The organism is Pseudomonas sp. B21-017 (assembly GCF_024749245.1).
Taxonomy (GTDB): domain Bacteria; phylum Pseudomonadota; class Gammaproteobacteria; order Pseudomonadales; family Pseudomonadaceae; genus Aquipseudomonas.
This window is the reverse complement of the sequence record NZ_CP087194.1, coordinates 1695625-1720298: the sequence shown is the minus strand read 5'-3', so window position 1 is coordinate 1720298 and position 24674 is coordinate 1695625. Positions and strand designations below refer to the sequence as shown.

25 protein-coding genes are annotated in these 24674 nt (G+C 59.4%); 5 read left to right on the top strand and 20 right to left on the bottom strand.

The window, feature by feature from the left end:
* Positions 1–32 precede the first annotated feature (32 nt).
* Entirely contained in the window at positions 33–962 is a 930-nt protein-coding gene (locus LOY28_RS07625) for an electron transfer flavoprotein subunit alpha/FixB family protein (protein ID WP_086944612.1), read from the bottom strand.
* Between the two features lie 2 nt (positions 963–964).
* Positions 965–1714, bottom strand: a complete 750-nt coding sequence (locus LOY28_RS07620; RefSeq protein WP_007903904.1) for an electron transfer flavoprotein subunit beta/FixA family protein — start codon at positions 1712–1714, stop codon at positions 965–967.
* Between the two features lie 546 nt (positions 1715–2260).
* Here LOY28_RS07620 and LOY28_RS07615 point away from each other — a divergent pair.
* On the top strand, positions 2261–3925 hold the full coding sequence (locus LOY28_RS07615) for an electron transfer flavoprotein-ubiquinone oxidoreductase (RefSeq protein WP_258613298.1): 1665 nt from the start codon (positions 2261–2263) through the stop codon (positions 3923–3925).
* A gap of 83 nt (positions 3926–4008) precedes the next feature.
* Here LOY28_RS07615 and LOY28_RS07610 read toward each other — a convergent pair whose 3' ends face one another.
* A complete protein-coding gene (locus tag LOY28_RS07610; protein WP_018926184.1) occupies positions 4009–4899 on the bottom strand; it encodes an AraC family transcriptional regulator in 891 nt (296 codons plus the stop codon).
* Positions 4900–5089: 190 nt separating this feature from the next.
* Here LOY28_RS07610 and LOY28_RS07605 point away from each other — a divergent pair, with 190 nt between their 5' ends.
* Positions 5090–6142, top strand: coding sequence for an NAD(P)-dependent alcohol dehydrogenase (locus LOY28_RS07605; RefSeq protein WP_258613297.1), 1053 nt, complete (start codon positions 5090–5092; stop codon positions 6140–6142).
* Here LOY28_RS07605 and LOY28_RS07600 read toward each other — a convergent pair.
* From LOY28_RS07600 to LOY28_RS07555, 10 genes are all read right to left on the bottom strand, one after another.
* Complete coding sequence (locus tag LOY28_RS07600) at positions 6139–6942, bottom strand: IclR family transcriptional regulator (protein ID WP_018926186.1); 804 nt, start codon at positions 6940–6942, stop codon at positions 6139–6141. The two genes, LOY28_RS07605 and LOY28_RS07600, sit on opposite strands and share 4 nt — an antisense overlap.
* A gap of 60 nt (positions 6943–7002) precedes the next feature.
* The gene (locus tag LOY28_RS07595) at positions 7003–8313 is read right to left on the bottom strand and encodes an MFS transporter (RefSeq protein WP_258613296.1); all 1311 of its coding nucleotides are present in this window, start codon (positions 8311–8313) and stop codon (positions 7003–7005) included.
* Positions 8314–8452: 139 nt separating this feature from the next.
* A complete protein-coding gene (gene dgoD / locus LOY28_RS07590; RefSeq protein ID WP_018926188.1) occupies positions 8453–9601 on the bottom strand; it encodes a galactonate dehydratase in 1149 nt (382 codons plus the stop codon).
* Between the two features lie 47 nt (positions 9602–9648).
* On the bottom strand, positions 9649–10269 hold the full coding sequence (locus LOY28_RS07585) for a 2-dehydro-3-deoxy-6-phosphogalactonate aldolase (RefSeq protein ID WP_018926189.1): 621 nt from the start codon (positions 10267–10269) through the stop codon (positions 9649–9651).
* Between the two features lie 19 nt (positions 10270–10288).
* Positions 10289–11281 carry a 2-dehydro-3-deoxygalactonokinase gene (locus LOY28_RS07580; RefSeq protein ID WP_258613295.1) on the bottom strand — a complete coding sequence of 331 codons (993 nt, stop codon included), beginning with the start codon at positions 11279–11281 and terminating at the stop codon, positions 10289–10291.
* A 339-nt stretch (positions 11282–11620) separates the two neighbouring features.
* The gene (locus LOY28_RS07575; protein WP_177325186.1) at positions 11621–12118 is read right to left on the bottom strand and encodes a hypothetical protein; all 498 of its coding nucleotides are present in this window, start codon (positions 12116–12118) and stop codon (positions 11621–11623) included.
* Positions 12119–12125: 7 nt separating this feature from the next.
* Positions 12126–12857, bottom strand: a complete 732-nt coding sequence (locus LOY28_RS07570; RefSeq protein WP_258613294.1) for an alpha/beta hydrolase — start codon at positions 12855–12857, stop codon at positions 12126–12128.
* Positions 12858–12863: 6 nt separating this feature from the next.
* Complete coding sequence (locus LOY28_RS07565; RefSeq protein WP_258613293.1) at positions 12864–13358, bottom strand: PAAR domain-containing protein; 495 nt, start codon at positions 13356–13358, stop codon at positions 12864–12866.
* Positions 13359–13372: 14 nt separating this feature from the next.
* The gene (locus LOY28_RS07560; protein WP_258613292.1) at positions 13373–14014 is read right to left on the bottom strand and encodes a hypothetical protein; all 642 of its coding nucleotides are present in this window, start codon (positions 14012–14014) and stop codon (positions 13373–13375) included.
* A 155-nt stretch (positions 14015–14169) separates the two neighbouring features.
* Positions 14170–14652, bottom strand: a complete 483-nt coding sequence (locus LOY28_RS07555) for a GNAT family N-acetyltransferase (protein ID WP_018926195.1) — start codon at positions 14650–14652, stop codon at positions 14170–14172.
* A 356-nt stretch (positions 14653–15008) separates the two neighbouring features.
* Here LOY28_RS07555 and LOY28_RS07550 point away from each other — a divergent pair, with 356 nt between their 5' ends.
* From LOY28_RS07550 to LOY28_RS07540, 3 genes are all read left to right on the top strand, one after another.
* Positions 15009–15662 carry an HD domain-containing protein gene (locus LOY28_RS07550; RefSeq protein WP_019582749.1) on the top strand — a complete coding sequence of 218 codons (654 nt, stop codon included), beginning with the start codon at positions 15009–15011 and terminating at the stop codon, positions 15660–15662.
* Between the two features lie 127 nt (positions 15663–15789).
* Complete coding sequence (locus tag LOY28_RS07545; RefSeq protein ID WP_018926197.1) at positions 15790–16044, top strand: hypothetical protein; 255 nt, start codon at positions 15790–15792, stop codon at positions 16042–16044.
* Between the two features lie 53 nt (positions 16045–16097).
* The gene (locus tag LOY28_RS07540) at positions 16098–16478 is read left to right on the top strand and encodes a Rho termination factor N-terminal domain-containing protein (protein WP_018926198.1); all 381 of its coding nucleotides are present in this window, start codon (positions 16098–16100) and stop codon (positions 16476–16478) included.
* Positions 16479–16520: 42 nt separating this feature from the next.
* On the opposite strand, the gene LOY28_RS07535 is transcribed toward LOY28_RS07540, so the two are convergent.
* From LOY28_RS07535 to LOY28_RS07505, 7 genes are all read right to left on the bottom strand, one after another.
* Positions 16521–17450: a PfkB family carbohydrate kinase gene (locus LOY28_RS07535; RefSeq protein WP_258613291.1), complete on the bottom strand. Its 930-nt coding sequence runs from the start codon at positions 17448–17450 to the stop codon at positions 16521–16523.
* Positions 17443–18909 (bottom strand): cytosine permease, encoded by a 1467-nt coding sequence (locus LOY28_RS07530; RefSeq protein ID WP_018926200.1) that lies wholly within the window; start codon positions 18907–18909, stop codon positions 17443–17445. Before LOY28_RS07530 ends, LOY28_RS07535 begins: the two co-directional genes overlap by 8 nt.
* Positions 18910–19064: 155 nt before the next feature.
* Positions 19065–20063 carry an ADP-ribosylglycohydrolase family protein gene (locus tag LOY28_RS07525; protein ID WP_258613290.1) on the bottom strand — a complete coding sequence of 333 codons (999 nt, stop codon included), beginning with the start codon at positions 20061–20063 and terminating at the stop codon, positions 19065–19067.
* Positions 20060–20773: a GntR family transcriptional regulator gene (locus LOY28_RS07520; RefSeq protein ID WP_026286427.1), complete on the bottom strand. Its 714-nt coding sequence runs from the start codon at positions 20771–20773 to the stop codon at positions 20060–20062. The genes LOY28_RS07525 and LOY28_RS07520 overlap by 4 nt, the downstream gene beginning before the upstream one ends.
* Positions 20774–20968: 195 nt before the next feature.
* Positions 20969–21937, bottom strand: a complete 969-nt coding sequence (gene araH, locus LOY28_RS07515; protein ID WP_018926203.1) for an L-arabinose ABC transporter permease AraH — start codon at positions 21935–21937, stop codon at positions 20969–20971.
* A 9-nt stretch (positions 21938–21946) separates the two neighbouring features.
* Positions 21947–23491 carry an L-arabinose ABC transporter ATP-binding protein AraG gene (gene araG, locus LOY28_RS07510; RefSeq protein ID WP_019650447.1) on the bottom strand — a complete coding sequence of 515 codons (1545 nt, stop codon included), beginning with the start codon at positions 23489–23491 and terminating at the stop codon, positions 21947–21949.
* A 65-nt stretch (positions 23492–23556) separates the two neighbouring features.
* Complete coding sequence (locus LOY28_RS07505; protein ID WP_018926205.1) at positions 23557–24561, bottom strand: substrate-binding domain-containing protein; 1005 nt, start codon at positions 24559–24561, stop codon at positions 23557–23559.
* Positions 24562–24674 lie beyond the last annotated feature (113 nt).

The following is a 24674-nucleotide window of genomic DNA, read 5'->3' as shown; positions in this document are numbered from 1 at the left end:
AGGCCGGGCTCTTTATAAGTCAAGCCGCCGGATTAGACCAGCTTCTCGAACTCAGGGATGGCTTCGAACAGGTCTGCCACCAGGCCGTAATCGGCCACCTGGAAGATCGGCGCTTCTTCGTCCTTGTTGATCGCCACGATCACTTTGGAGTCTTTCATGCCGGCCAGGTGCTGGATCGCGCCGGAGATCCCGACGGCGATGTACAGCTGTGGCGCAACGATCTTGCCGGTCTGACCGACCTGCATGTCGTTGGGTACGAAACCTGCGTCAACCGCAGCGCGCGAAGCACCGACGGCAGCGCCCAGCTTGTCGGCCAGGGCGTACAGGTGTTTGAAGTTGTCGCCATTCTGCATGCCACGACCACCGGAAACGACGATCTTGGCAGCGGTCAGTTCCGGACGATCGGACTTGGCCAGTTCTTCATTGACGAAGCTTGAAGTGCCGGCGTTGTGAACAGCGGCAACAGCTTCAACGGCGGCCGAACCACCTTCAGCCGCCACCGGGTCGAAACCAGTAGCCCGCACGGTGATCACTTTCACTGCAGCATTCGATTGCACAGTAGCGATGGCGTTACCGGCGTAGATCGGGCGCTTGAAGGTATCGGCGCTTTCGACCGAGATGATCTCGGAGATCTGGTCAACGTCCAGCTGAGCGGCGACGCGCGGCAGGATGTTTTTGCCGTTGGAAGTGGCGGCAGCCAGGATGTGGCTGTAGCCCTTGCCCAACTCGGCTACCAGTGGAGCAACGTTTTCCGGCAGCTGATGCGCGTAAGCAGCATTGTCAGCGTTCAGGACTTTGCTCACGCCAGCGATTTTCGCAGCGGCTTCAGCCACGGCGCCAGCGCCCTGGCCTGCAACCAGAACGTGGATGTCGCCACCGATCTTGGCGGCAGCAGCAACGGTGTTCAGCGTGGCCGGGGCCAGCACTTTGTTGTCGTGTTCGGCGATTACCAAGATAGTCATGATTAGATTACCTTCGCTTCGTTTTTCAGTTTCTCGACCAGTTCAGCCACCGACTTGACCTTGATACCCGCGCTGCGTGCAGCTGGCGCTTCGACTTTCAGGGTCTTGTTGGTGGAGGCGGTGGAAACGCCCAAAGCGTCCGGAGTCAGCACTTCGAGAGGCTTCTTCTTGGCTTTCATGATGTTTGGCAGGGACGCGTAGCGCGGCTCGTTCAAACGCAGGTCGGTGGTGACGATGGCCGGCAGTTTCAGGGAAACCGTCTGCGCGCCGCCGTCGATTTCTCGGGTCACGGCAACTGTATCGCCGGACACTTCGACTTTCGACGCGAACGTGCCCTGACCGTAGCCGCTCAATGCCGCGAGCATCTGGCCAGTCTGGTTGTTGTCGCTGTCGATGGCTTGTTTACCGAGGATCACCAGCTGTGGCTGCTCCTTGTCGACCACTGCCTTGAGCAGCTTGGCCACGGCCAGGGAAGTCAGATCTTCAGCGGATTCGACGAGGATGGCGCGGTCGGCACCCAGAGCCAGCGCGGTGCGCAGTTGCTCTTGAGCGGTGGATGGGCCGATGGAGACGACGACGATTTCAGTCGCCACGCCTTTCTCTTTCAGACGTACGGCTTCTTCCACTGCGATTTCGCAGAACGGGTTCATCGACATCTTGACGTTGGCGAGGTCGACGCCGGAATTGTCCGCCTTGACGCGAACCTTGACGTTGTAATCCACAACGCGTTTGACAGCTACAAGAACCTTCATGGATTCCTCGTTACTCTCCGGTGAAAAGAAAGTCGCCTAGGCGAACCTGGCGGTTGATGCTCATCGGCGCAAGGGCACCTCTAAAAACGCTGGCAGGTGTATTGGGTGAACCTTGCTCACAAGGCTGATGACCGTTCGTCAGGGGTGACCGACAAGTCATTCATTACCGTGGCGTGTAAACTGCGCGCGATACCTGCGCAGCGCTTCACCTTGTACTGCCATCGCCCTGTCTTTAGAGGTGCTCTTGAAACCTGTATTCAGCCTACGGCGAGCGCAAAACCGCCCGTATCTTGACCGGAACACCTATTCCGGTCAATACGGCAAAATGGCCAGTCATAAGCCGCGTGACTTTGATTTATCTGGCTTTGAGCCGATTCAAACAAACGTTTGTATTGGACGCTAAGAGTGGTGTAGATATAATGCGCCACCCAAAGAGAAAGGTGGTTCATCGATTGTCCTCTGTGCCGAACTATGGGGAATTCATGAATGCGACACCCAACCTCCAATTAGAAAAAAAACTGTTGAGCCTTGAGTAGGAGATAGCCTGTGGAACGCGAATACATGGAATTCGACGTGGTCATCGTCGGTGCCGGCCCCGCTGGCCTGTCCGCCGCCTGCCGTTTGAAGCAGAAGGCCGCCGAAGCCGGTAAGGAAATCAGCGTCTGCGTGGTCGAAAAAGGCTCCGAAGTCGGCGCTCATATCCTGTCCGGTGCCGTGTTCGAACCACGGGCCCTGAACGAACTGTTCCCGGACTGGAAAGAACTCGGCGCGCCGTTGAACACGCCAGTCACCCGCGATGACATCTTCGTTCTGAAAAACGCTGACAGCGCGCAGAAGATTCCAGACTTCTTTGTGCCCAAGACCATGCACAACGAAGGTAACTACATTATCTCCCTGGGCAACCTGTGCCGCTGGCTGGCCCAGCAGGCCGAGAACCTGGGCGTGGAAATCTACCCGGGCTTCGCCGCCCAGGAAGCGCTGTTCGACGAGAACGGCATAGTCCGCGGGATCATCACCGGCGATCTGGGCGTTGACCGCGAAGGCAATCCGAAAGAAGGCCTGTACACCCCAGGCATGGAACTGCGCGCCAAGTACACGCTGTTCGCCGAAGGTTGCCGCGGCCACATCGGCAAGCAGCTGATCAAGCGTTTCAACCTCGACAGCGAAGCCGACGCCCAGCATTACGGTATCGGCCTGAAAGAAATCTGGGAAATCGACCCGGCCAAGCACCAGCCTGGCCTGGTGGTCCACACCGCCGGCTGGCCGCTGGACATCATGGGCACCGAGAACACCGGGGGCTCGTTCCTCTATCACCTGGAAAACAACCAGGTGGTGGTCGGTCTGATCGTCGATCTTTCCTACAGCAACACCTTCCTGTCGCCGTTTGATGAGTTCCAGCGCCTCAAGCATCACCCGGTGCTCAAGCAATACCTGGAAGGCGGCAAGCGCGTCAGCTACGGCGCTCGCGCCATCTGCAAAGGCGGCCTGAACTCGCTGCCGAAAATGGTCTTCAAGGGCGGCGCTCTGATCGGTTGCGACCTCGGCACCCTGAACTTCGCCAAGATCAAGGGCAGCCACACGGCGATGAAGTCCGGCATGCTCGCCGCTGACGCGGTGGCCGATGCGCTGTTCGCCGATCTGGACGGCACGCAAGAGCTGACCACTTATGTCGAAGCATTCAAGAAGAGCTGGCTCTACGACGAACTGTTCGCCAGCCGAAACTTCGGCCCGGCGATGCACAAGTTCGGCCCGATCCTCGGCGCTGGTTTCAACTGGATCGACCAGAACATCTTCGGCGGTAAACTGCCGTTCACCCTGCACGACACCAAGCCGGATTACGCGTGCCTGAAACTGGCGGCCGACTGCAAGAAGATCGACTACCCGAAACCGGACGGCAAGATCAGCTTCGACAAACTCAGCTCGGTGTTCATCTCCGGTACCAACCACGAAGAAGAGCAGCCGTGCCATCTGAAGCTGGCCGACGCGAGCATCCCGATCAGCAAGAACCTGCCGCTGTACGATGAACCTGCCCAGCGTTACTGCCCGGCCGGCGTGTACGAAGTGGTCACCCAGGAAGACGGCGAGAAGCGCTTCCAGATCAACGCCCAGAACTGCGTTCACTGCAAGACCTGCGACATCAAGGACCCTGCACAGAACATCACCTGGGTGGCGCCGGAAGGCTCCGGCGGCCCGACTTATCCGAACATGTAAGTCGACCATCTGAACAACAAGGCTCCCTGAACGGGGGCCTTTTTGTTGCCCGCAATTCAAGCGTCACCACAAGAACCTGTGGATCAGGCAGCGCGCTCATCCCCCGGATTACGCTCGAAGTAGCGCTTGTACTCACGGCTGAACTGCGACGTGCTCTGATACCCCACCCGATGCGCCACCTGGGCCACGCCCAATCCTTCGCCCTGCAGCAAGCGCTGGGCCTTGAGCAAGCGCAAACGCTTCAGATACTGCACTGGCGACAACAAGGTGCAGCGTTTGAAATGCTCATGAAACGTCGACGCGCTCATGTTCGCGCAACTGGCCAGGGCGTCGACGTTCAGCGGCTCGGTGTAATGCGCATGCAGATGGCTCAGGGAGGCCGCGATCCGGGCGAACTGCCCCTGTTGCTCCACCAGCGCCCGCAATACATCAGCTTGCGGCCCACGCAAGGCGACGAACAACAACTCACGCAATCGCGCCTGTCCCATAACCTGGCTCTCCAGCGGGTCGTGCAGACAGCGCAACAACCGTTCAACACAACCACGCATCGCATCATCGAGCACCGCCGAAGTCATGGACTCTGGCGTCTGCGCCGCGATACAGCGCCCCGACGCCAGCCCCATGGCCAACACCAACTCACCGAGCAACACCCGGTCAATGGCGATGGAAATGCCCAGCATCGGGCCATCGGGCGCGGAAAACGTCTCGCACTCGAACGGCACCGGCAGCGCCTGAATCAAATAATGCCCGGCACCGTACTCCAGAGTACGCGACCCCAGATACGCCAACTTACTGCCCTGGGCGATGATGACCAGGCTTGGCTCGTAGATTTGCGGGCCACGGGCCAAATCACAACTGGCCCGCAAAATCTGCACGCCCGGCAACGTGGTAGGCGTGAAACCATCGCGGGTGGTCAGCGGCTGGATCAGCGAAACCAGCGTGGCATTGGCATCGAGATGACGGGTCAACAACATGGAGAGCTCTTCACAAAAAAGTCGCGAAAAAAGGGATGAAAACATCATCGCAGGTCTGAACGCCAATGCGGCCAATCAACGGCGCATACCGGAGGATTAGGCATGACACCCGGAGGAATCGCCATGGCCGGTCACCCGTGCGGAGCCCAGAATGGCTCGCCTCACCTGTCACTGCTTTGCGAGGTTCACCATGTACACCGCCATCGGATACGCCGCTCAGTCGCCCACCACTCCCCTCGCCCCGATGAAATTCGAACGCCGCAGTCCACGGCCCGACGACGTTGCAATCGAGATTCTCTACTGCGGCGTCTGCCATTCCGACATCCACCAGGCGCGCAACGAGTGGGGCATTGCGGTTTACCCGCTGATGCCCGGCCATGAGATCGTCGGCAAAGTGACCGCCGTCGGCGCGAACGTTACTAAACACAAAGTCGGCGATCTGGTCGGCGTCGGTTGCATGGTCGACTCGTGCCGCCATTGCGAAGCCTGCCAGGCCGATCTGGAGCAATACTGCCTCGAAGGCCCGACCATGACGTACGCCACCCCGGACCGGGTCGATGGCAGCAACACGATGGGCGGTTACTCCGACAGCATCGTGGTCAGCGAGCACTTTGTCGTGCGCATCCCGGAGAAGCTCGACCTGGCCAGCGCCGCGCCGATTCTATGTGCCGGCATCACCACCTACTCGCCGCTCAAGCACTACGGCGTGAAGGCCGGTGACAAGGTCGGGATTCTTGGCATGGGCGGTCTCGGTCACATGGGGATCAAGTTCGCCAAGGCGATGGGCGCTGAGGTGACCTTGTTCACCCGCTCGGCGAGCAAGGCTGAAGAAGGTCGTCGCCAAGGCGCGGACCACGTGATCGTGTCCACCGATGCCGAACAGATGAAGGCCGCCGCCGGACAATTCGACTTCCTGCTGGACACCATTCCGGTGCAGCACGACCTCAACCCCTACCTCGATACCCTGCGTTTCGACGGCGTGCACATTCTGGTGGGCTTGATCGAGCCGATCGATCCGCCGGTGCATGCTGCCAAACTGGTATTGGGTCGTCGCATGCTGGCCGGCTCACTGATCGGCGGCATCGCCGAAACCCAGAAAGTACTGGACTTCTGCGCCGAGCACGGCATCTCCTGCGACATCGAAATGCTCGACATCCACCAGATCAACGAGGCTTACACCCGCATGATCGCCGGTGACGTGAAATACCGCTTCGTGATCGACATGGCGACGCTGAAACTCTAAACCTTCAGGCCCAACTCCGCCGACAGCCGGGCTGTGACCCCTTTGATCAGGGGAATCAGCTCGGCCATTTTTTCCAGCGGCATGTACGGCACGGTGCTGGCGATGCTGATGCCGGCGACAATGCGCTTGCTGGCATCGCGAATCGGTGCCGCCACGCAGCGGATCGACGGTTCGTTGTCTTCCAGGTCGAAGGCATAACCGCCGGCCACGTACTCGATCATGCGCTGCTGAAACTGCTCCCAGGATTGCTCTGGGTGCTGCGGCCAGAACTGATTTTTCCCGCCCACCGGCAAGCTGATTTCATACAGCCGTTGCCATTCTTCCTGCGAGTCATCGAGCATCAGCGCCTTACCAATCCCGGTACGCGCCAACGGCATGCGATGGCCGACCCGCGAACGCATTTCCGGGCCATTGCGCCCCGGATTCTTGAGCAGGTACAGCACCTCGTCGCCTTCACGAATCGCCAGGTGAATGGTGTCGCCGGTCAATGCCGACAACTCATCCAGATACGGCCCGGCCAGCGTCACCAACGGCAGCTCTTCGCGCGCCTGAAAACCCAGCTCGATCAGTTTCGGCCCCAACAGATAGCCGACCTGCGGCACGACCCGCAGATAACGCTCGTCCACCAGGCAACTGGCCAGACGATGGGTGGTGCTGCGCGTCGTGCCGATCAGCCGGGCGATTTCCTTGAGATCGCGGGCGCCACTGGCCACCGCCTGCACCACACCCAGGCCACGAAGCAGTGTCTGGGTGCCGGTCGGCGCGGCGTCCTTGGCGATTTTTGGGGCGTCTTCCTGCATATCCAGCCTTTACCGTTGAGCGAGGGAACGGGCGGCATTATGGTCGCCGGACGGCTGCGACTACAACTTGATACGCTCGACCTTGCCCACCAGCAACACGTAGGACAGCGCACCCAGCAACGCCAGAACAGAGATATAGGTGATCGCCGGGGCAAACGAATCACCGGAGGCAAGGAAACCGATGACGATTGGCGTGGTAATCGCCGCCAGGTTGCCGATGAAATTGAACACCCCACCGGTCAGTCCGAGCAAGCGTGCCGGGGCCAGGGTCGACACCAGCGACCAGGTGATCGAGGCCAGACCGTTGCCGAAGAAAGCCAGCGCGAGGAAGGCAATCACCAGCGGCGTCGATTCGACGAAGTTGGCGCCGATGATCGAGGTGGAAATCAGCAGTCCGCCAATGATCGGTAGCTTGCGGGCGAAGCCTACGGTGTAGCCGCGACGGATCAAAAAGTCCGAGAAGAACCCCGAGCACAGCACGCCGACAAACGCTGCGAGAAACGGCAGTGACGCCAGCAAGCCAGACTTGATGAAGTCCATGCCGCGATATTTCACCAGGTAAGTCGGGAACCACGTCAGGAAGAACCATAAAGTCGAATTGAGGCAGAACTGGCCGAGGTAAATGCCCCACAATTTGCTCTTGCTCAGGACAATTCCGAGGTCGATCCAGCTGAATTTCGCCTTGGCCCTGGCGGCTTCGGCCTGAATATCCACCAACCCGCCACCCTCGCGGATCAGCTCGATTTCCGCGTCATTGGCGCCCTTGAAATCCCGTGGTTCGCGATACACCGCGTACCAGATCACCGCCCAAAGAATGCCCACCACACCAGTGCTGACAAACACCATGTGCCAGCCATATTGGTGTTGCAGCCAGGCAAGCACCGGCGTCAGGAACGCCAGGCCGACGAACTGCCCGGAGGTGTAGAAACCGATGGCTGTTGCGCGTTCGCGCTCGGGGAACCAGGTTGTCACTACGCGGCTGTTGATCGGGTACGCCGGCGCTTCCAGTGCACCGACCGCCATGCGCAAAACGAACAATGCAATGAAACTGGCGGCGAAGCCGAGCATCACCGTGGCCAGCGACCACAGCAGTAATGCGACGCTATAGAGAATGCGCGGCGGCACCCGGTCCACCAGCCAGCCACCTGGGATCTGCATGGCGGCGTAGGTCCAGCCAAACGCGGAAAAAATCAGCCCGACGTGGATCGGATCGATGCCCAGGTCGCTGGTCAGCGCCGGGGCGGCAATGGACAGGTTGCTGCGGTCCAGGTAGTTGATCACCACCGTGATGAACAACAGGACCATGATGAAAAAGCGCTTGCGACTGGGCGTCACCAACGACGCCTGCCCGGTGAGGGTTTGCGGTTGCATGGGGGTGCCTCTTCTTATGTTTATTGAGGTCATGGTGGTTGATCGTTCCTACGCTCTGCGTGGGAACGCAGCCATACGGCCCAAGAGCGTCCGGTGAGGCGTTCCCACGCAGAGCGTGGGAACGATCACCGCGTGAGTATCACCACTCGGCAAAACTGCCATCGGCATGGCGCCAGATCGGATTGCGCCAACGGTGGCCGACGGCGGCGCGTTCGATCACGTATTCCTCGTTGATCTCGATGCCCAGGCCCGGCCCATTGGGGATCTTCACGAAGCCTTTGTCGTAGTCGAACACTCGCGGGTCTTTCACGTAATCGAGCAGGTCATTGCTCTCGTTGTAATGGATGCCCAGGCTCTGTTCCTGAATGAACGCGTTGTAGCAAACCGCGTCCAGTTGCAGGCACGCCGCCAGGGCAATCGGCCCCAATGGGCAATGCAGCGCCAGCGCCACGTCGTAGGCTTCGGCCATGTTGGCGATCTTGCGGGTTTCGGTGATGCCGCCCGCATGGGACGCATCAGGCTGGATGATGTCGACGTAGCCTTCGCTGAGCACACGCTTGAAATCCCAACGCGAGAACAACCGCTCACCGAGGGCAATCGGTGTGCTGGTCAGCGGCGCCAGCTCCTTCAGCGCTTCGTAGTTTTCACTGAGCACCGGTTCTTCGATGAACATCAGTTTGTACGGGTCGAGTTCCTTCATCAGCACCTTGGCCATCGGCTTGTGCACCCGACCATGGAAGTCCACGCCGATGCCGACATTCGGGCCGACCGCATCGCGCACGGCGGCAACGTTGGCCAGCGCCTGGTCGACTTTCTCGAAGGAATCGAGGAACTGCAACTCTTCGGTGCCGTTCATTTTCACCGCGGTGAAACCACGGCTGACCGCTTCCTTCGCGGCGCGAGCAGTGTCCGCCGGGCGATCACCACCGATCCACGAATACACCCGGATCTTGTCCCGCACCTGGCCGCCCAACAGATCGCTGACCGACACCCCCAGCGCCTTGCCCTTGATGTCCCACAATGCCTGGTCGATACCGGCCAGCGCGCTCATGTGGATCGCCCCGCCCCGGTAGAAGCCGCCACGGTAGAGCACCGTCCAGATGTCTTCGATGTTGCGTGGATCTTTACCGATCAGGTAGTCGGACAATTCCTCGACCGCAGCAGCGACGGTGTGCGCGCGGCCTTCGACCACGGGCTCGCCCCAACCGGTCACTCCCTCGTCGGTCTCGACCTTGAGGAAGCACCAGCGCGGCGGAACGATGAAGGTGGTGAGTTTGGTGATTTTCATCTCTATTGTCTCTCTTGTAGATGCAGCGCTCACAGCGCCAGAAAGTCTTAACGCAGAGCGTTCCATGCAGCGACATATGCCTTGGCGCGCACCGCTACTTCGTCAGCCGTCATGCCCGGTTTGAACAACCCGGAGCCGAGACCGAAACCTTTGACGCCGGCCTCGACAAACACCTGCATGTTGTCTGGCGTAATCCCGCCCACCGGCACCAGCACCGTCCCCGCGGGCAACACCGCCAGCCAGGCTTTCACTACGGCTGGGCCCATCTGCTCGGCCGGGAACATCTTCAGCACATCCGCCCCTTCGGCCAGCGCGGCAAAGGCTTCGGTCGGCGTCGCCACGCCCGGCGACAGGAACAGCCCCGCTGCCTTCGCCGCGCGCAACACCTTGGCATCGCTGTGGGGCATGACGATCACCTGGCCGCCCGCCGCTTTCACCTGCTCGACCTGTTCCGGCGTCAACACCGTGCCCGCGCCGATCAGGCAATCGGCGGGTAATGTGCTGCGCAGGATGCGGATACTTTCGTACGGTTCAGGGGAATTAAGCGGCACTTCGATGACGCGAAATCCGGCCGAATACAGGACTTCGCCGACGGCTGCCGCCTCTTGCGGACGCAGGCCACGCAAGATCGCGATCAGACCGTTTTGTGCCAATGCTTGCTTGAGCATGTCAGACCTCCAGTCAGGTTTAACGGGATGGGTTTGCAGTGACCAGTCCGGCGGCGACCGCCAACTGCCACAAGCCGCGTTCGGTGGCCTGCTCGGCCAGGGTCACCCGGGTAAAACCGCAGGCGTCGAGCGCCCGGCTGTAGCGAGTGCAGAGTTGGGCATTGCCGATAAGGATGATCGAGGGCAGGTGCACGCTATTGCGTCGACGCCGCTGAACATTGGCCAGGGCCGACAGTTCATGGCCGATCAACAGGCCGGACAGATAGTCCGGCTGAGCGGTAGCGCTCAGCTCGCCGGTCAGCCCCAGGCTGCGGGCACTGAACAACGTCGACAGCGGCCCGATCTCGCCATCCGCCGACAGCGCCACTTGCACGCCACGGTCAAAAGCATCGCCATCGAAAGCCCCACCGCGCTGCTGAGTACGCCCCAGAATGCTGTGTTCGCTGAGCACGGCGAAGACTTCGCCGGTCATGAAGGTATCGAAATGCACGATGCAGCCGTCGGCCACTTCCACCCATTTCGAATGGCTGCCCGGCAGGCCGATCAACAGATCGCTACCCGCCCCGCTCGGCAGATTCTGCAGCACACCGAGCACCTGGGTTTCCTCGCCGCGCATGACGTTGGGCAAGCGCGAACGCTGAATCACACCCGGCACGATATGCACATCGACACCGCGAAGACTGCGAACGGTTTGTAGGGAAGTTCCGAGATTGGCGACATTCGCCGGCGTGTCGCAGTAAGCCGCTTCGCGCCAGCCCTGAGCACTGCCGACCATGCCACAGGCAATCACCGGCAAATCTGGCTGCGCGTCGAGCCAGTCACCGCAAGCCTCATCGAAGGCCAGTTCAAAACCGTCGGTGCATGCCTGACCGGCGATGGTTCGCGGCGTCCTGGGCAGCTGCATGATTCCGGACGACAGCGCCCGCTGTTCCAGCACCTGGCCACCGAAGCCGAGTTTGTAAGCACGTAATGAGGTTGTCCCCCAATCGAGCGCGATCAATTGCGCCAGCATCGCTTCACCTGTTTTGTTTTTTGGCAGTGAGTGAGCTGGACTATAGACCTGGACGCAGAGAAATCTCAATATATAAATATCATTCCCACATTATGGGATTTACAAATATAGCTAGATTTTCTTCGCCAAAGCTCTGCAACTCGGCCTCACCCACCGCGTGGGTTAGACCGCCGAGATTGCTGATTTCAGTCAGGGGTATACGTACTGGAAATCGGCCTTCGATGAAGGGAAGACCGGGATTTTCAAGAGTTTGATGAGCGGTAACTGGGAAGCAACGGAGTGATAAGGCCGCTTGCCCTTTTAAAACAGCGAGCCTTATTGGCAGGGAGTTTTTTACTTTTACTTTTTAGTGGCAGCCTTCAACAACTCTCCGACTGGTACATACATGAGGTTTGAGAAATACGTCTTGTATGTGGTGGTATGAACTCTAAACACACAAGAAATATAATCACGCCCTCTCAACAACGGGACTAATGCTTCACCCTGCAAATACTTCTCCCCTCCCTTACCACTTTCAGACTCACTGAAAATAACGTCAGCCTTATAGATTTCTTGTGGACTGTCCACAACCCTTTCTACAAAGCCAAAACCGGAACGTCTAATGTGATGCGCTTGAGAGAAATCCATGTCATCTTCCAACGAACATACAAGCCCTTCACCAATTCGTGACTTGAACAATCCGAGAATCGCCACATCAGACGTAAAATAAACTTGATAGATACCTGTATCTCGAAGCTGTTCAACTTTTGAATAATGGAGCGTAGCGATAGGTTTTCCATGATTTAAAGAACAGGCCGAGCACATTAAAATTACAAAAAAAAGACAGAGCTTACGCATACAGATATCACTCCCTGAAATAGCTTAAAATAGACTCATTGAATATCTGACGAGCCGACTTTCCGGTTGGCAATACTTGCATAAACATCAGGTTGGCATCCGCATGGTTGATATCGACCCTGCCCATGACATTCGGACCTTGCGTGACTTCCCATTGCTCACCAAAGTCTGCCACCAGATCCGAAAAATTCCAGTTGACAGCAGCTGCTCGAATATTCACCCAGTATTCGGCTTTCGGCTTTGGCTCTCGCCTGTAAATGTTTGATATACCGTAAACAACTTTACCCTCACCGACAGGATCTAAAGTCATCAACATCTTTACTTTAAACCCCCTATCGGTCAAAATACTAGATAAATGAGCACCATTCCATCCACCGAGACTATGGCCCACAATGTAAACCGCTGTGGAGCAATTGGGTATTCGACTGATTACATTCTTTTCTAAGTCTTCATCACTAATAAATGCATTATAGCTGAGAGCCCACGAAGGACAGCGATTAAATATATTCAACTTTTTTGCATCTGCAATAGCTATATCACGAACATAACCAATGTTATTATTAGGGCCAGTAAGATAATAGCTTTCTTGATCCCCCGCGCCACCTATAAAAAATATAACCAAATCTCGTAAGCCAACAGAAACCTGCTTGACAGACTGATCTGTCTTGCACGTAAGCGTATGAGTTTTCACCTCTCTTTTTGCCAAGGGTGTTTCTACCGTCGCGTTTTCACCGGCCATCCTTGGTCACTCCACAAACAATTTAATGGTTTCAGCCAAATGCGAACTGACGGTATGGGTAAACCCGGACGCATCCGTGATGCCATGCTCTTCGCTGCCGTCCCCACGCTGAATGGTGTAGGGGTGATAGGGAACCGGCTCTCCAGTCGCCTCATTGACCACTTGCAACCTGTCCGTGAAGTGCACCGGCATCGGCAGCAATCCACTAAATGCAGCGCCTCCTCCACTTTGCCCAATAATCACAGTTCCGGAGCCACCAACCACCACGTTGCCGTGACCACCAGTACTATCGAGCGTTGCAGCGTTGAGGCCATTGATAAATACCGTGCTGGAGACGGCGCCGGTGATCGGGCTGCCGCAGGCGGATTTATCGGTCATGCGTGCAGCGGCGAGGCCGTCGAAGAACACATCCGGGGAACCGGACACGATCGGGTTGGTGCCATGGCCCGGCAACGGGCACGCGGTCGGGTCGGTGACGCGCGCAGCGGGTTTTCCACTCAAGTCAAAGCTCCTTGCTACTGAGGTTCAGGGTGAGGCTGATAGATATCAATTTCGGCCGCGGCGAAGCGCCAGCGGTTATCGACCGGGTCGAATAGCGCGTGACAATCGTCATGGCTGGGAGATGAAACGTTGTGAAGGGTTTGCCAGGCCTCGGCGACTTGCCATTCCATATCCGCATCCGAGACGCTGTCGAAGTCGTTGAGCCAGGCGTTGTAGTCGCGCAAGCCGATCCGGTCATAGGATGTTTGCAGCAGGCTGGTCATCTGCGGGCCGAAGTCGATGTAATGCTCTGCGGTCCATTGACCGATGTCGGAATAGACGTACCAGCCCATGGGTAACAATGTGCCATTATTCAATAATGATTGATCCGCCAGGACAACGAAGCCACAGCAGACGTGTAGCGTCAGCCAGCCCTGTTGATCCTGGATCAACTGATTTGGATCGAACGTGCGAAGCGGAACAACGCGGTACTCCTCAAGACCGCGACTACGCGTCATCAACTCGGCATCCAGACGCGAGACGAACGCCCGGATCGCCTTACCGCCCGTGCGGTTGAGAGTGCAAAGGATGTCCACCGGCTGGCGATGGCGGTCGTCCGTGGAGCCAAGGTTTTTCACCAGGCCATACAAACGCATCGTCGCCCGAAGTCCGCTCATCGCCAGTCACTCATTGACGTAGCAAAGGCTCCACGGGCGTGGAGGAAGAGTGCCAAGGGCATTGCAAGTGTCGTCCGTGAGCGCGCAAAAGGCGCACAGAATGCCGGACTAGAGCGGTGTAGACAACCGATGCGTATCAGATCGCCATCAATCGATCAGCCGCCCTCGGCAAAATCCCTTAACACCGCCCCATCCATCCGATACCGCACCCACTCTTCCTGCGGTTGTGCGCCTAGGGATTTGTAGAATTCAATCGCCGGTTTGTTCCAGTCCAGCACGCTCCATTCGAAACGGCCGCAGTCGTTGGCGCAGGCGATTTTTGCCAGGTGGCGCAGCAAGGTTTTACCGGCGCCGCCGCCCCGTTGTTCAGGGGTGATGTAGAGGTCTTCGAGGTACAGGCAATTGCTGCCCAGCCAGGTGGAATAGCTGAAGAAGAACACCGCGAAGCCGATCGGCAGGCCATCGCGCAGGCAGATCAGGCCATGGGCGGTGGCGCCTTCGCTGAACAGGCTGCGCTCGATGTCGGCGACGCTGGCGATGACTTCGTGGCGGGCACGTTCGAAGTCGGCCAGTTCAGTGATGAACGCGAGGATTTGCGGAGCATCGCTGGGGGTTGCCGGGCGGATTTCGATCGTCATGGACGTGCCTTGTCAAAAGTTGAAAACGCCATACTAAGTCCGCGCGCGGCGCTCGTCACATTTGAAATGATGGAGGGGGCCTTTGTGGCTAATGTCGATTCGCTAAGTAATCTCAGCCGTAACACACTCTCCGTAGCAGCTGCCGAGCCTGCGAGGCTGCGTTCGGCTGCAAAGCAGTCGTCAAACCAGAACTTGCGGTGCGTCAGGCAGACCGCGTCAGCCGGATTCACGACTGCTGCGCAGCCGAACGCAGCCTCGCAGGCTCGGCAGCTGCTACGGATTGCATTTACGGTTTAACTTACTGGCATTGGAGCAAGCTCCCTCGCCACAAAAGCGTTTTCATACTTAGGACATTTATGAGCACCGCTGCTTTCGCACCTCTGCAGAATCTGGCTTCTGAACTGCTGCCCCATGCGCTGGAACCTGGCGAGGATGGCGCCCACGATCTGTCGCACTTGCAACGGGTATGGCACAACGTGCGCACGCTTCATGCTGAAGAAAGCGGTGATCTTGAGGTGCTGCTGGCCGCCGTGCTGTTGCACGATTGCGTGGCGGTGGAGAAGAACTCGCCGCTGCGTTCCCAGGCGTCACGGCTGGCGGCGCAGAAAGCGTCGACAGTGCTGACAGCCATGGATTGGCCTGACGCAAAAATCACTGCGGTCGTCCATGCCATTGAGGCCCATAGCTTCAGCGCCAACATCACACCCACGACCCTCGAAGCCAGAATCATCCAGGACGCCGACCGCCTCGACTCCCTTGGCATGCTCGGCGTGGCGCGTACTTTCTACATTGCCGGGCGCATGGGTAGCGCGCTGTACGACCCTGTGGACCCGGAGGCAAACGAGCGGGACTACGATGACAAACGCTTTTGCCTCGATCATTTCCAGACCAAATTGCTGCACCTGGCGGACGGCTTCCAAACGACCACCGGCCAGCGTCTGGCACAGGTTCGCCATCAACGCTTGAAGGGATTCATGGAGCTGTTCAAGGAAGAAATCGGCGTCGGCTGAGGAGCCAGAGCCACACCGCTCGTCGTTCATCAGGCACCAATCCCGGTCGGGGACGGACCAATATCGAGTAAGGGCTCGCCAATGCGAGCGAGGAGCAACACTCGTCCATCCCAACCAAGAGGTCACCATGAACGTCGATAAAAACCTGGAAAAAGAAGTCCTGACCCGCCTGCTGCATGCCCATCCAAGCGGCTTGGGCAAGGAGGTTCTGGACAATTACCGGGGGGAGAAAGTCGTGGCCAGCACCCTTGCGACGCTGCAGGAGCGTGGGCTGATCCAGCACGGTCATGTGATCTGCAACGAAGCCGGCGAGCACTCGCTGAACCTGCCGATCAAACTCAGCGCCGCTGGGGTTGAGGCGGCGCGCAAACTGGATAACTAACCGAGCAGGAGCTGGCGAAGCCTGCGCCAGCTCCTATAGCCAGGAGAAATCCCATGCCTCGTGGAAGCAAAGACAAATACACCGCCGAGCAGAAACGCAAGGCCGAACACATCGAAGAAAGCTACGAACGCAAAGGCGTGTCGAAAGATGAAGCCGAGGCCCGCGCCTGGGCGACGGTAAACAAGCAGTCGGGTGGCGGTGAGCGCGCCGGCGGCTCGGGACGCAAGAAACCGGCCGCTGCCAAGTCTGCCGATCGCAAGGAATCAGCCCGCCGTGCAGTCGCCACCCGTGAGGGCAAACCGCGCAACAGCAAGGCGTCACGCGATACCCAGACGGTGGACAGCCTGATGAGGGAAGCCCGGGCGAAGAAGATTCCGGGGCGCTCGAGCATGCGCAAGCAAGAGTTGATCGAGGCGTTGCGCAAGGCGGGTTGAAAGTCAGGATTGAGGGTGAATTTGAGGGCCGATGGCGGCTGATCAGGCGCTAAAAGTCTCGCGGATCAACGCGTCCACCTCCGCCGCCCCCGGCGAAGTCGCCGGCCCCCAACGAGTGACCGCCAACGCCGCTGCCGCGTTCGCCCGCCGTGCCGCTTCAGCCGCCGACAAGCCCTGCGCCAACCCGGCCACAAACACCCCGGCATGGGCATCCCCCGCACCGTTGCTGTCGACGGCCGAGACCTTGAATCCCGACACCTGCTGACGGTCGCCATGCTGGCTGATCCAGCAACCCTGCGGCCCATCGCGAACCACCACCAGGGCGTCCGTCGGCAACTGATCCGCCAAAATATTCAACGCCTCGGCAGTGTCCGACGCCCCGGTAAACCGAAGCGCCTCGACACGGTTGCTGGTCCACAGATCGATGCGCGGCAGCAAGGCCTTCATCAGCGGTGCGTCCGGCGAATCCACCAACGGTCCCGGATCGAATACCACTTTGATCCCGTCCGGCAACTCCAGCACCCAATCCACCAGCACCTGAGCCTTGCCGGCATGCAGCAGGCTGTAGCCGCTGACATAGACAAAGTCGCCCGCCTCGGCCGGCACACTCGCCAGGTCTTCGGCGGTCAATTCGCCTTCGGCACCGATGTAGGAAATGAACGTGCGTTCGGCCGAGGCTTCAGTCAGTGCGACACACAACCCGGTGTCGCGCTCAGCACGGTGAGCGATGCCGATCCGAATGCCTTCTGCCGTCATCGCCTCCCGGGCCAGATCACCAAAACGGCCATTGCCATGGCGCCCGAGGTAGACCACCGACAAGCCGTTCCGTCGGGCCGCGGCCATCACATTGAAACCGCCGCCCGCCTCAAAATGGGCGGATTGCGCCAGCACGTCACCGCCCGAATGAGGCAATTTGTCCACGGCCATGACCAGGTCGATGATGACCTGGCCGGTGTGCAGCAGCCTAGACATGCGCAGGCTCGAGCAACGCGGTACGACGGTCCTTGGCGCCGCCGAGCACCCAGTAAATCCCGCCAGCCACCACGAACGTCACGATCCAGCCCAAGCCGTTGTGGCCCAGCCATGAGTCGGACAGGAAGCCCCGGAACCAGACATCTTGTTCAGTGGTGCCAATGGTGGTGAAGCTGAAACCCAACACAATCGCCACCGCCCACGCACCGAATGCACGCCATTCGACGCCGCCGCGATACCAGTAGGCGCTGCTCGGGCTGACGTCCAGCAGGTCCTTGGGGCTGTAGTAATGACGATGGATCAGGTCGACCACGAAGATTCCGACCCACGCCGTGATGGGCACCGCCAGCAAGGAAATGAAGGTAATGAACGGACCGTAGAAGCTCTCGGCGATCAGCATGAAGTAGATCGAGCCGGCGAAGATCGCCACGATATCGACCACCACCGCGTACACGCGCTTGACCTTCAGACCGAGGGTCAAGGTGGTCAGCCCGGCGGAGTACACCGACAGGTTGTTCGACAGCAGTAGCCCGCCGAACGCGGTGATCAGGTACGGCACCGCCATCCAGCTCGGCAGCATGTCGCGGATCGCGACAATCGGGTCAGTGGCCGAGGCCAGATCGTTGTTACCCACCGACAGCAGACCGCCAAGGGTGATCAGCAGCACCAGCGGAATCCCCGCACCGAACGCCGCCGACGCCACCAGGCGCACCGCTTTGACGCTGCGGTGCTGGTAGCGCGACATGTCCGCGCCGGCGTTGGCCCAACCGATCCCGGTGCCGGCGGCCATGGTGCCGATGCCGATGATCATCGCGCTCAGCGGTGCTGGCGTGGCATTGAATACGGCGCTCCAATCGATGGTCGCGCAGAGGAAACCACCGACCAGGATATTCAGCGCACCGAACACATAGGTTGCCCATTTCTGGATCACCAACAATGTGGCGTGGCCGAGACCGGACACCGACAACGTCAGCAGCACGAAAATCGCGATGAACACCAGGGTCAGCAGCGGCGCGCTTTTGGCTTCCACCGGCGAGCCGAACACTATCGAGCACAGCGACAGCAGGACGAACGCGGCGGTGGTGGTATTGACCGTTTCCCAACCCAGGCGCGACATCAGCGAGACCAGCGTCGGGCCGATATTGCCGCGTACGCCGAAGATCGCCCGCGACAATGTCAGGCTCGGTGCGCGGCCACGACGACCGGCAATGGAGATGATCCCCACCACCGCAAAAGAACCGGCGGCACCAAGGATCGCGACGATGATCGCTTGCCAGATCGCCAGGCCGCGAAAGGCCACCAGCGTGGCACCCAACGGCAAGCCGAGAATGGAAATGTTGGCCGCAAACCAGACCCAGAACAGTTGCAGCGGATGACCGTTGCACTCCCCCTCCGGCACCGGTTCTATACCACGGGTTTCCAGTTGTCCGGCGCTTTGCCCGGCGTTCGATGAACTCATGAAAATGCTCCTTGCAATTGTTATGGTGTGGGCAATCTCGGAGGACAAAACAACAGCCGGCTGTCCTGCCCGTGTTTGTGCATTCCATTGCGGGTGAAAAATTCAAGTATGCGGCGTATTCATCGCGGGCAAGCCCGCGATGGGGGCCAGCTCAGTCAACGTAAAGCCAACAGACCTTTTACCAACGGTTCCAACTCCAACGAGTTAACCGCTTTAACCTGCTCGATCATCGCCATCGGCCAACTCTCAAGCCCCAGACAGGCCCCGAGCATCGCGCCGAGCATCGCCGCGATAGTGTCGGTGTCACCGCCCAGGCTCGCGGCCATGCACAGCGCTTCAAAGGCCGTCATCTCGCCGATGGCCACTTGCTGGGCCAGCGCAAACGACACCACCACCGATTCCTGTGCGGCCACCGAAGTGCCGATCACGTCGTACAGCAAATCCGCCAGCAACGCCTTGTCGCTGTCGATGCCGATACTCCGCGCCCAACTGATGCGCGAGGCAATCCGCCCGCCGGCGACCCAGTGGCCGTGACTTTCTGCCTGCTGCGCGAATTGCTGGCCAAGGTTCAACGCCTCGCCCAGGTCCATGCCGTTGATCCCGGCGGAAACCACTGCCGCCACCGCCGCCGCACTGGCAATCCCCAGCGTGGTGTTGTGGGTCACCTGACAGGCTTGCACCACGGCACGGATGAAACGCTCAGGATCGGCGACATCGGCCGCAATCCCCACCGGGGTGATGCGCATCGCCGCGCCATTGGTGGTGCCATAGCGCCCCGCCTCTTCCAGCGAGTGGCCGGCGAGGATCATTTCGATCGCGCGTTTGGTCGAAGGGCCGAGCAAGTCTTGCGAGCCCTTGGCCTGCATCCCGGCTTCCCACTCGATCAATCGTTGGGCCAGTACCGCCGGTTCGATCCGGCCCTCGCCCTCGATCAACAACCGAGCGACCAGAATCGCCTGCTCGGTATCGTCGGTGATCGAACCTTTGGGCAAGTTCGCGGCAATCGGTTGATTGGGGCCGGCGTCTTGCAGATCGGTAATTTCAACGAAGCGCGCCTTGATTTCGGCGCGGCTCAGGGATTGGGTCGGCATGCCCAGCGCATCGCCCAGGGCCAGTCCATAGAACGCGCCGAGGGCACGGTTGAGCGCGGTCATTTTGGAGCTCCAAACTGCAAATGCAGGCGAAAGTGCACCGGATCGAGCAGGCTTTCGACCTGCTCCATAAAACGGTTCTGACGGTCGTAGGTGGTGCGCAGGGCCTTGAGAAATACCGTGCCGACCGGGCGCCCGAGAAGTTCGGCGTCTTCGGCGTTCAAGGGTTCAGCACCGATCCACTGATCGCCGTGCTCGCCGACATAGCCGTAGGCAGCCAACGTGATGGTCAGGGAGTTATCAATCAGTCCCACTCGCGGCAGGCCTTCCAGGCCTCCGGTCGCGGGCATCAACGCGCGCTCCAGAGACACCAGCGTGCCGTCGGTGGCGCGCCGGCGACGGTCGAGGGTAATGAATTGATCGGTGCCGAACCGCGACAGCAGGTCAGGCCGAGTCACCGCCTCCAGCCGCAGCACTTCGGTATTGATCAACGCCCCGCTGTCCGCCAGTGCCTGGGCCCAGCCGCTGCTCTGATCGAGCACTACGCCGTCGTAAGTAACGATGGAACCGACTCCGCTTTGCGTGGCGATGTAGTGACGCCGTTTCAGTTCGGCCAGGGCTTCACGCAGCGTGCCGCGGCTGACCTTGAATTCTTGAGCCAACTGATGTTCACCCGGCAATAGCAAGCCGTCCTCCATGAGGCCGCTTTCGATGCGCCGGACAAGCTCATCGATAATCCGTTGTTTCTTGTCAAATCGTACCTGTCTAACCATGTACAAAGTGATAACCGAAAGGGATTAGGGCGAGCAAGGGATATTTTGTGGCTGGATTGTGTGACAGACAGACCGCTTTCGCGGGCAAGCCTCGCTCAGGGGGATCTGCACGGTACTATAGGAGCGAGGCTTGCCCGCGAAGGCGTCGGCACATCCAGTATCCATGTGCCGGACATCCTGCTCCCCCGGGGAAAATCAGCGCTGTTTCAGTCGGTCGATCACAACCGCCAGCAACAGGATCGAACCGCGAATCACGTACTGATAGAAGGTATCGATGTTCTTCAGGTTCATCGCATTCTCGATGATCGCCAGAATCAGCACTCCGGCAATCACATGCCGAATCATCCCGATCCCGCCGCTCAGCGACACCCCGCCCAACACGCAAGCCGAGATCACTGTGAGCTCGAAACCCTGGCCAATCATCGGCTGACCCGAGGTCATGCGCGACGCCAGAATCACCCCGGCCAATGCACCAATCACCCCGTGCACGGCGAAGATGATGATCTTGGTTCGGTCAACGTTTACCCCAGCCAGCAACGCCGCTTCCTGGTTGCCACCGATGGCCATGGTGTTGCGCCCGTAGGTGGTGTAATTCAACAGCCAGCCGAAAAACAGGAAGCAAACGATGGTGATCAGAATCGGCACCGGCACGCCGAACAACTGGCCGTTACCGAAGACGAAAAATGACTCCTGGGACACGCCCACCGCTTTGCCGTTGGCAAAAATGTAAGCCAGGCCACGAACGATCTGCATCGTCGCCAGCGTGGTAATCAATGCATTGACCCGCAGCTTGGCGATCACGATCCCGTTGATCAGCCCGACAATCAGCCCCATCACCAGCGCCGCACTGACGCCGAGGAACACGCTGTTGGTGTCGCGCATCACCACCGCCGCGACCACGCCGGCGCAGGCAATCACCGAGCCCACCGACAAGTCGAAGTGCCCCGACGCCAGGCAATACAACATGGTGCAGGCGGCAATTCCGGTGGTGGAAATCGCCAGGCCCAGACCCCGCATGTTCAGCGGCGACAGGAAGTTGTCGATCAGCAAGGTGCAGAGCACGAAGATCCCGACGGCCGCCAGCAGCATTACCCAGTCATCGAGAAAGCGTCGCAGGTCCAGCGGTTTGCGCGGGGTTGGCAGAGCGTTGTTTTGGATGGTCATAGTCACCTCTCAGTTCGCCACGTCGGCAGCGCGTTGGCGTGGCAAAGCCAGTTGCAGCAGGTTGGATTCATTGGCGTGTTCGCGGGTCAGTTCGCCGCGCATCGTGCCTTCGCAGAGCACCAGGATGCGGTCAGAAATGCCCATGACTTCCATCAGGTCGCTGGACACCACAATCACCGCAATACCGCTGGCGGCCAGGTTGTGGATGATCTGGTAGATCTCGGCTTTGGCGCCGATGTCGATGCCGCGTGTAGGCTCATCGAGCAGCAGGACTTTCATCGGCATCGACAGCCAGCGACCGAGAATCGCCTTCTGCTGATTGCCGCCGGACAGGTACATGATTTTCTGCGCCGCGTTGGGCGTCTTCACCTTCAGCGCCTTGATCTGCTTGTCGGCGTTGCCCTTTTCCCACAGCCCGCGCAACAGGCAACCGAAGGTGGAATGAGCACCACGAGCACTGATGTTGATGTTCTCGGCGACACTGGCGAGCGGCAGGATGCCCTCCTTCTTGCGGTCCTCGGGGCACAGCAGAATCCCCGCCGCAATGGCATCGCGCGGTGAACGCAGTTTCAGTTCATGTCCACGCAACTCCAGGCGTCCGGCCGTGTTGCGGGTAAGTCCGCTGAGCATGCGAAACAGCTCGGTGCGGCCCGCGCCAACCAAGCCGAACAGACCCAGAATCTCGCCCTTGTGCACCTCGAAACTCACCGGTTCACGCAAACCCGGCCCCAGCAAACCGTCAACCTTGAGCGCCACCGCGCCACGCGGGCGGCTGCGGTAATCGTAGATATCCTGAATGTCGCGGCCGACCATGCACGTCACCAACTGGTCATGGGTCAGCGCGCTCATGTCCTCGAAGGTGCGCACGAAGCGACCGTCCTTGAACACCGTTACCGCGTTGCAGATGCGGAAGACCTCTTCCATGCGATGGGAGACGTAGAGCACCACTTTGCCTTCGTCGCGCAGACGACCGATGATCGCCATCAAGCGGTCGATCTCCCGCGCCGACAGGCTGCTGGTGGGTTCGTCGAACGCAATCACATGCGCGCCACGGGACAGCGCCTTGGCGATTTCCACCAGTTGCCGCTGACCGAGGGACAAGCGCCCGACTTTCTCTTGTGGATCGATTTCATCGGCCAGGCCTTTGAGGCAGGCCAGTGCCTGTTGCCGCAAAACGCTGCGATTGATCAGGCCGAAACTTGCCGGCAGATGCCCAAGAAACAGGTTCTCGGCCACGGTCATTTCCGGCACCAGGTGCAGCTCCTGATGGATCACCGCGACCCCGCTGCCAATGCTGTCGGCAGTGGATTTGAAGACCCTCGTCTGCTCGCCGATCCGCAGGTCGCCGCTGCTCGGCGTGTAAGCACCGCCGAGGATCTTCAGCAGTGTGGATTTACCGGCGCCGTTCTCGCCCATCAAGGCATGAACCTGCCCCGGATGCGCGACGAAGCTGATGCCGTCCAGCGCCTTCACCCCGGGAAAGGTTTTGCCGATCCCGTTGAAGCGCAGGCTGCCGCCAATGCGCTGTTCATCTGTTTGTACGTGTGCGTGCATAACCCACCTCATCACACCGATCAGGCGGCCCCGTCGCCGGGGCCACCAATGAAATCAACCGACCCTCAATTCCACAGGCCGATCTTTTCCAGTTCCTGCTTGAAGTTGTCGCGCGTGATCAGCGTCACGTCGTCCATGGCGGTGTATTTCGGCGGTTCTTTGCCGGTGGTGACCCACTCGTGCATCATGCTGGCGGTGTTGTAGCCCTCGATGTGTGGGCTCGGCAGCATCGAGCCGAAGAAGCCGCTGTTGGCTTTCTTCAGTTCGCCGATGGCATCGGTGCCGTTGATGCCGATACCGATTACGTTGGCGGCGGCAAAACCGGCGCTTTCGGTGGCGCGCACGCCGCCCAGCACGGTGTTGTCGTTCATCCCGCCGATGATCAGGTTTTTCGCCCCGCTCGGGAGCTTCACCAGCGCCGAGTTGGTGGCGTCCATGCTGCCAGGTACGTCGAGGGTTTTCAGGGCCGAGAACAGAATGTGGTCTTTCGGCATCCCGGCGTCTTCCAGGGCTTTAACCGAACCGTCGGTGCGTTTCTTGCCGGTATCGAGTTCGTTGAAGGTGTTGATCACCGCATAGGTTTGTTTCCAGTCCCAGCCGCGTTTTTTCGCTTCGGCGGCCATGGCGGCACCCTGCTTCTGGCCAACTTCGAAAGCTGCCATGCCGAGGTATGGCACGTCCTCCATGAACTTGCCGCCGGCATCGACGAAACGGTCATCGACAGCGATCACTTTCAAACCATTGAGCTTGGCCTTGGCCATGATCGCCGGGCCGAGGGAGACGTCCGGCGGGCAGATCACGAAGCCCTTGGCGCCGTTCGCCGCCAGGCTGTCGATGGCCGAAAGGGTTTTCTCGCCATCAGGCACAGCGATCTTGATGACGGTGAAGCCCTTGTCCTTGGCGGCCTTTTCAGCGAAGGCCCACTCGGTCTGGAACCAGGGCTCTTCGGCCTGCTTGACCAGAAAACCGATCTTCACTTCCTCGGCCGCCAGCAACGTACTGCTCAGGCTGACCGCGGTGACCGCCAAAGCGGCACAGCACAGGGAACGGATCCCACGACGACGTTTCATAAGCTGACTCCTTGTTATTTTTTTTGAGCGTTAGTTGAAAGCCAATACAGCGGTCGAAGCATGTAGCCAATAGTCATATCGTATGATGATTGTATTTCAGGCGTAGTTTTGCG